Raw genomic sequence first — 4,004 nt, 5'->3', positions numbered from 1 at the left:
TAGCAGCAAAAGGCAGATCAGCGCAGCCACGGGAAGCGGGCGGCGCAGCCGCCGCCAGCGCTTCTGGGCAAAGCGCATGGCCTCGTCCAAGGGCGGCTCGGGGCCCACGGGCGGCTCCTCCGGCTCTGGCTCCGGCGGGGGACCGGGCGGCTCGTAAAGCTGCTCTGTGTCCTCCAACGGTATCTTTTTCCGGGAAAACAGGCCCCGACGGGGACGCTGGGCCGCCGTCAGGGACTCCTGTGCTTCCATCACGTCCCCCACCGTCTGCCCCACGGCCTGCTCGATGGAGACGGGCCGGGGCGGGGACGGAAGGATTTCCTCGGGTACAGGGAAGTCCTCCTCGTCCGGAAGGTCCGCGTCTGGGAGAGCCTCCTCATCCGAAAGCTCGTCCGACTCCGACTCCTCCTGCGGCGGCAAGGCGAAAGCAGTCTCCGCCCCATCGGTCAGCGCCTCGTCCTGCGCTTCCAGTTCCGGGGTGGCCAAAGCCTCGGCCTCGTCCAGAATGTGCCGGCGGCGGCCGCCGCCGTACTCCGCCAGAATCTCCTCCAAAGAAAAATCGCCCTCCGGAATCACATCGGTCCCGGCGGTCAGATCCTCCGCGTCAGTGAGCGCATCATATGGTTTTTTGTCTCTGATCTCAGCCATGTCTCTCTCCCATGTTCTCTCGCCGACAGCCGTCTCTTTTTAAAATCAGCTCCTCTGGCGCACTGCCTCATACAGCAGCACCGCGGCCGCCGCCGAAGCGTTCAGCGAACTGAGCTTTCCCCGCAGGGGAATGCTCACCAGAAAATCGCAGTTTTCCGCCGCCAGACGGGTCATGCCCTCACCCTCGCTGCCGATGACAATGGCGGCGGGGCCGCGCAGGTCCGCGTCGTACAGGCCGGTGGTTCCGTCCGATGCCGTGCCGAAAATCCACAAGCCCTGTTTCTTCAAATCCTTCAGAAGAGACGGGATGTTGGGCACCCGGGCCACCGGAAGGTGAGCCACCGCCCCGGCGGAGGTCTTGGCCACGATGGCCGTCAGTCCCGCGCTGCGGCGCTTGGGAATCACCACCCCGTGGACGCCTGCGCACTCTGCGGTACGGATGATGGCCCCCAAATTATGAGGGTCGGAAATCTCGTCGCAAATGACAATCAGGGGCTTCTCGCCCCGCTTTTCCGCGACGGCAAGAATATCTTCCACCGTGGCGTACTCCCGCACGGCGGCCAGCGCAATCACGCCCTGATGGGCATGGGTCCGGCTCATGCCGTCCAGCTTCCGCCGGTCCGCTTCCACCACCACCACGCCGGCAGCCCGGGCTTTGGAGGCAATGTGGCCCAGCGTCTTGTCCGTCTCGCCCCGGGCGATATAAATTTTGTCAATGGTTTCGCCCGCCCGCAGGGCTTCGATCACCGCGTTGCGGCCCTCGATCATGCCGTCCGCCTCGGCGGTAAGCAGGTCTTTCTTTTCACTGTCCATAGGTTCTCCTTCAGCCGCCGCAAGTATCCTGCCCGCAGTGGGCGGACAACAACGCCGTTTTTTTCCAGCTTTTGGGCGTTTCGCGCGGAATCAATAATTACCATGATTGTATCACAGTTTCCGCACACAATAAAGTGGAATTCACAGAAATTTCATGGAAAAGCCAACAAGCGTTCTTGTAGCGCCCTTCTTTTTATGGTATACTGCTTGATAATTCAACCCAGCGCTTTAACAGGCAAAGGAGTATTCGTTCGATGAGTCAGAATAACGACCGGAAAAACAGAAACGGGCCCAACCGAAACGGGCAAAACGGAGGAAACAACTGGCGCGGCTTACTTTCTCTGGTAAGTTGGGCGCTGCTGCTCACCATTGTATTCAGCTATGCGGGCGCGTGGGTGTCCGGTTCCGATAACAAAAGCTCTGTGGAGATTACCTACAGCGAGTTTATCTCGCTGATTGAATCGGACAAAATCGCAAAGGTGGAATTCGAGGCCAATACGGGCCTTGCTCACATCACCCCCGCAGAGGGCTTCACCTATACCGACGAGAGCGGCAAAACATACGGGCCCATGCCAAAGGCCGAGAAGCCGGTATCCACCGATAAACCCCAGCCGTCTGCCGCCACAAACCTCAGCGGACTGCTGGCGCAGAAGGACAAGACGGACGACGGAAGCTTTCAGCTTTATACCAAGGCGCTGAACGACGACCAGTTGATTTCCCGGATGCTGGAGCACAACGTGGATTTCGGCTCCCCCTATACCGCGCCCATCAGTCCCATTCTGGAGATGCTGATTTCCTATATCCTGCCCTTCGCCATCATGATGCTGCTGTTGTCTCTGGTGTTCCGCATCATGGCCAAGCGGGGCGGCGGCATGGGCGGCATTGGGGGCGTTGGCTCCGTGGGCAAGGCTAACGCCAAGGTCTATATGGAAAAGTCCACCGGCGTCACCTTCCGTGACGTGGCGGGGCAGGACGAGGCCAAGGAATCCCTTACCGAAATTATCGACTTTTTGCACAACCCCCAGAAGTACACCGAAATCGGCGCAAAGCTGCCCAAGGGCGCGCTGCTGGTCGGCCCTCCGGGTACCGGTAAAACCCTGCTTGCCAAGGCGGTGGCTGGAGAGGCCAACGTTCCCTTCTTCTCTATCTCCGGATCGGACTTTGTGGAGATGTTCGTGGGCGTGGGCGCAAGCCGCGTACGAGACCTCTTTAAGGAGGCCAGTAAGGTGGCTCCCTGCATCGTCTTTATCGACGAGATTGACACCATCGGCAAATCCCGGGACAACCGCATGGGCGGCAACGACGAACGGGAGCAGACCCTAAACCAGCTTCTGGCGGAGATGGACGGCTTTGACCCCACCAAGGGCGTGATTCTTCTGGCGGCCACCAACCGTCCGGAGGTGCTGGATCAGGCGCTGCTGCGTCCCGGTCGGTTTGACCGGCGCATCATCATTGATCGGCCCAATCTGGCGGGCCGTCTGGCCACGCTGGAGGTCCACACCCGGAACATTCGTCTCAGCGAGGACGTGAATCTGAAAAAAGTGGCGCTGGCCACCGCGGGTACCGTGGGCGCGGACCTCGCGAATCTGGTGAACGAGGCGGCCCTGCGGGCCGTGCGTCTGGGCCGCAAGGCGGTGAATCAGGGCGATTTGCTGGCAGCCTTTGAGCTGGTCATTGCAGGCACCGAGAAAAAGGGCAGCGTGCTGACAGAATTTGAAAAAAAGCTGGTGGCATACCACGAGGTGGGCCACGCCATGGTGGCCTTTAAACAAAAAAACACCGAGCCGGTTCAGAAAATCACGATTGTTCCCCATACGCAGGGCTCTCTGGGCTATACCCTTTTGATGCCCGAGGAGGACAAAACGGAGTTGCGCACCCGGGATGAGCTGCTGGCGAAAATCACCGTGTCCATGGGCGGCCGTGCCGCCGAGGAGGTGGTGATGGAGACGATGACCAACGGCGCGTCTCAGGACATTCAGGACGCCACGCAGGTGGCCCGGAACATGGTCGCCATGTACGGCATGAGTGACGAATTCGGCATGATGGCTTTGGCCTCTCGCCGCAGCCAATATCTGGACGGCGGCTACGGCATGGACTGCGCGCAGGACACCGCCGCCGCTATGGATAAAGCTGTGCGGGAGATTCTCACAGAGTGCTACGGCAACGCGGTATCCGTCATCCGGGAAAACCGGGAGGACATGGATAAGGTGGTGGCCTACCTTCTGGAGAAGGAGACGATCACCGGCGCGGAGATGGTGGCCATTATTGAGGGCCGGGACCCGGCTCTGGTGGAGGACGAATACGCTTCCACCCGGCAGGAGACGCCGGGTATAGAGGCGCCCGCCAAGCGCATCAGCATGATTTCCGAGAAGATCGAGCCGCCCGCCCCGGCGGAGAGCGCCGACGGAGAAGCTTCCGTTTGCGAGGCGGAGAGCCCCGTTGAACCTCCCGCCGAAGGCTCCGTCCCCCGCCAGCCGGAGGCGGAAGTGCCTGTCCCGCAGGCGGATGACGAAACTCGCTCCGTTTGATTTCATTATAAAAAGCGC

3 protein-coding genes are annotated in these 4,004 nt (G+C 60.8%); 1 reads left to right on the top strand and 2 read right to left on the bottom strand.

Annotated features, from left to right (window positions below; genetic code table 11):
• On the bottom strand, positions 1-645 hold a 645-nt coding region (locus B2W96_RS11345; RefSeq protein ID WP_293010488.1), incomplete at its 3' end, for a hypothetical protein.
• 45 nt (positions 646-690) lie between these two features.
• A complete protein-coding gene (rlmB, locus tag B2W96_RS11340; protein WP_293010486.1) occupies positions 691-1,458 on the bottom strand; it encodes a 23S rRNA (guanosine(2251)-2'-O)-methyltransferase RlmB in 768 nt (255 codons plus the stop codon).
• Positions 1,459-1,712: 254 nt separating this feature from the next.
• On the opposite strand from rlmB, the gene ftsH reads away from it, so the two are divergent.
• Positions 1,713-3,986 carry an ATP-dependent zinc metalloprotease FtsH gene (ftsH, locus tag B2W96_RS11335; RefSeq protein ID WP_293010484.1) on the top strand — a complete coding sequence of 758 codons (2,274 nt, stop codon included), beginning with the start codon at positions 1,713-1,715 and terminating at the stop codon, positions 3,984-3,986.
• Positions 3,987-4,004: the final 18 nt, after the last annotated feature.

The organism is Oscillibacter sp. UBA6647, assembly GCA_002455655.1.
GTDB lineage: Bacteria > Bacillota > Clostridia > Oscillospirales > Oscillospiraceae > Oscillibacter.
Note: the sequence above shows the minus strand (reverse complement) of the source record. Positions and strands in the feature narration are given on the sequence as shown.